This window comes from Oleiphilus sp. HI0066, assembly GCF_001635725.1.
The window spans coordinates 1-802 of record NZ_LWFH01000517.1; the positions used below are offsets into that span (position 1 = coordinate 1).

Consider the following 802-nt stretch of genomic DNA (forward strand, 5'->3'; position numbering starts at 1 on the left):
AATGGTGATTGGTAATTTTCTATTACTGACTGGGATAGAACCGAAGCAAGTGCAGGAATGGTTTTTACTAGTTTATGGTGATGCATACGAATGGGTAGAGCTGCCTAATGTAAATGGCATGATACTGTTTGCTGACGGTGGTGTTATGGCAAGTAAGCCTTATGCGGCGAGCGGTGCTTATATCAATAAGATGTCTAATTATTGCCAGTCATGCGCGTATAAAGTGAAAGATAAGAACGGCGAATCCGCCTGTCCGTTTAACTATCTCTACTGGGATTTCTTGGCGCGCAATCAAGACAAACTTCGCGGTAATCAGCGCTTATCTATGCCGTATCGAACCTTAGAGAAAATGGATGATGCGAAACGACATTTAATCGCAAGCGATGCCGAGAGCTTCTTTCATAAGTTAGAGCGTAATGAAAAAGTCTGAGTTGCCTTCAAAGCTTTGTGTTGTGTGTCAAAGGCCTTTCACTTGGCGTAAAAAGTGGGAGCGTGATTGGGAGCAGGTTAAGTACTGTTCGAAACGCTGCTCAAGCGAGGCGAAACGAGAGAAGGTATGTAAAACTTAGATTCTTAGCCTGAAATCATGCGTGCTCGATCAGGAATGGTATGGCGCGAGAGAATACGAGCGGCTTCGTTTTGCACTTTAGGTGTTTTCTGATATGCCCATAAGATTTCCCTAGCGGCTTTCATACTCTGATCAAGATCGATAACCGGTTCAACGTAGTCTGCGCTGAGTGAGAAGTTGTACATCAAAGCTTCCATGTCAGTGATTAAACTTGGATCTTGCTGAAGAATGGTT

General features: G+C 43.8%; 2 protein-coding genes and 1 pseudogene. 2 read left to right on the forward strand and 1 reads right to left on the reverse strand.

The features are described 5' to 3' along the window. A pseudogene (locus A3738_RS30715) lies at window positions 1-430 on the forward strand (cryptochrome/photolyase family protein); the annotation flags it as partial. Next, window positions 417-569, forward strand: coding sequence for a DUF2256 domain-containing protein (locus tag A3738_RS29180; RefSeq protein ID WP_082878399.1), 153 nt, complete (start codon window positions 417-419; stop codon window positions 567-569). The pseudogene A3738_RS30715 and the gene A3738_RS29180, both read left to right, overlap by 14 nt. A 4-nt stretch (window positions 570-573) precedes the next feature. Here A3738_RS29180 and A3738_RS30720 read toward each other — a convergent pair. Next, window positions 574-802 (reverse strand): hypothetical protein (locus A3738_RS30720; RefSeq protein WP_197473666.1); only part of this gene is annotated, 229 nt, incomplete at its 5' end.

Coding starts and splice junctions, on each gene's coding strand:
- A3738_RS29180 (WP_082878399.1), top strand. CDS start 417: ATGAAAAAGTCTGAGTTGCCTTCAAAGCTTTGTGTTGTGTGTCAAAGG.